The organism is Halomonas saccharevitans (assembly GCF_900116405.1).
GTDB classification, from domain to species: domain Bacteria; phylum Pseudomonadota; class Gammaproteobacteria; order Pseudomonadales; family Halomonadaceae; genus Halomonas; species Halomonas saccharevitans.
Genome location: NZ_FPAQ01000080.1, coordinates 1 through 2,138 on the forward strand (window position 1 = coordinate 1; position 2,138 = coordinate 2,138).

Genomic DNA, 2,138 nt, shown 5'->3' on the forward strand with positions numbered 1-2,138 from the left:
TTAGAGCGCCCTGGAAGGCAGTGGGTGTGGCGGGCAACGAAGTGTCCAGAATCGACAGCCAGGGTGTAGCGCGCAGGCCGGTAACGATATTCACCGAGCGCTCGAATACGCTGTGCACCTGGCCATCAAATGACTGGCGGGGGCACAAATAGCCGCAGCTCTGGGCGATGATCATCGTATCGGTCTACTTCAGTCCGGCAATGATGTTGTCGGCGCTGGTTACCCAGCCACAGATGGCGCCCTGGGCCTTGATCATCTCCAGCGCGTACTTATGGAATTCCGGGAAGTAGGAGCCGGTGCAGTCTTCCGGAATGATGCACTCGTAGCCGCGGTCGTTGGCTTCACGCACGGTGGTGTTCACGCACACCTCGGTGGTTACACCGCAGACAACCAGGGTTTTGATGCCGCGGCTTTGCAGGATCAGATGCAGATCGGTCTGATAGAACGCGCCCTTGCCCGGCTTGTCGATAATCGGCTCGCCGGCCACCGGGTAGAGCTCCGGAATGATGTCGTGGCCATTCTCACCACGCACCAGAATGCGGCCTTTGGGGCCTTGCTCGCCGATAAACGTTTTACCACCTCGGGTCAGTTTGGCCGGTGGGCAGTCGGTCAGATCCGGGCGATGACCTTCACGGGTGTGAATCACCATCAGACCGGCGTCACGGGCAGCTTGCAGAACACGGCCACAGGGCTCGATGGCACCGCGTACCAAGGAGACGTCGTTACCCAGGGCTTCTCCGAAACCGCCTGGTTCAACGAAATCGCGCTGCATGTCAATCACCACCAGTGCGGTGGTTCGCGGATCAAAATCCAGGGCAAACGGATCGGCTTGGAATGTTTTCTTCATGATGCAATTCCCCTTCGGCTATGGGTGAAAGCGGCTCGTCGTCAAGAGCTGAAAACGATACTAGACCCGCCGATACAGCGGCAAAAGTGAGCAAATCTGAGTGGTGAGAACAATTAATTTGATGAATGACGAGGGAAGCTGACAACAGGGGGGAACTTAGAGCGGAGTGAAACAGGGGAAGATCAGAGTCGAGCTTGATTCGACCGTATCATCGAATCTTTTGATCGTTGGTTTCGACTTTTTTGTCTAGTGCAGTGGCAATAAGCTGATCCAGATCACGAGCGGATCACTGGCACCAGCGCAGCCGGTTCTCGCTGCGGGTCAGATAGTCAGTGCACCATTGCAGAACCGGACTTTCGCGATTGGCGTGCCAGGCATAAAACAGCTGGGTAGGCTGCTTGTGTTCGACGATCGCTTTTTTGAGCAGCCAGCCTTCGTCCAGCCATTCGCGAATACGGTGATGGGGCACGTAGCCGATGCCAATGCCCCGCTCGATCATGTTAATGGCAACGGTCAGATCCGGCGCATAAATGATTTTCTGCCCCGCCAGGGACCAGGTATCCTGCGGCAGGATATGCAGCGAGGTATCTTTCACCACAATCGCCGGATAGGCTCGCAGCGCCTCGGCGCCGAGCACTGCCGTGCGCCGGGCCAGCGGATGCTGACGGGACACCACAAAATCCCAGTCAATATGGCCAATCGACTGGTGCACGATACCCTCGAGTTTCGGCGCAGCGTGAGGCGCACCAATCACCAGGTCAGCTCGGCGGTCGTAGAGCGCGTCCCAACATCCGTTGTACACCTCAGTTTTCACGCTGATACGGGTGGCGGGAAACTGACGGTCCAGCTGCTCGATAAAATCCACCAGCCCTTCCCGGTTGACGATGTTATTGATGGCCACCGAGAACGACACCTCTGCGCCAGCGCTGATCATCGCCGTATTGCGCACCAGTTCGTCGTACGAATCCACCAGCCATTGGCTCTGGTCAATAAAATACTGCCCGGCATCGGTCAGGCGCGCCTGGCGGCCGCTGCGGTCAAATAGCGGAAACCCCAGCTCGTCCTCTAGCTTTTTAACCGTGTAACTCACAGATGACGGCACCCGGTTCAGGCGCTCGGCGGCCACAGCGAAACTGCCACATTTGGCAATCAGGTGAATGGTGGTCAAAACGTCGCGGGAAAAGGGCATAGGATAGATCCCGGCTTATTCATGAGGGCGTCCTGAAAACGAAGATGGCGAGTGGTTTTCTCTTGTAGAATCAAGATGTTCCTGCCAGAACACGATTCAAGA

General features: G+C 56.9%; 2 protein-coding genes. Both read right to left on the reverse strand.

Annotated elements, in window-relative coordinates:
* Nucleotides 1-184: 184 nt before the first annotated feature.
* On the reverse strand, nt 185-847 hold the full coding sequence (locus tag BM388_RS17415) for a cysteine hydrolase family protein (protein WP_217641107.1): 663 nt from the start codon (nt 845-847) through the stop codon (nt 185-187).
* Between the two features lie 286 nt (nt 848-1,133).
* Nucleotides 1,134-2,036 carry a LysR substrate-binding domain-containing protein gene (locus BM388_RS17420; protein ID WP_089852499.1) on the reverse strand — a complete coding sequence of 301 codons (903 nt, stop codon included), beginning with the start codon at nt 2,034-2,036 and terminating at the stop codon, nt 1,134-1,136.
* Between the last annotated feature and the right edge of the window lie 102 nt (nt 2,037-2,138).

Excerpts from the sequence above, each read along its gene's own strand:
- BM388_RS17420 (WP_089852499.1), bottom strand. The coding sequence starts at position 2,036 with ATGCCCTTTTCCCGCGACGTTTTGACCACCATTCACCTGATTGCCAAA.
- BM388_RS17415 (WP_217641107.1), bottom strand. The coding sequence starts at position 847 with ATGAAGAAAACATTCCAAGCCGATCCGTTTGCCCTGGATTTTGATCCG.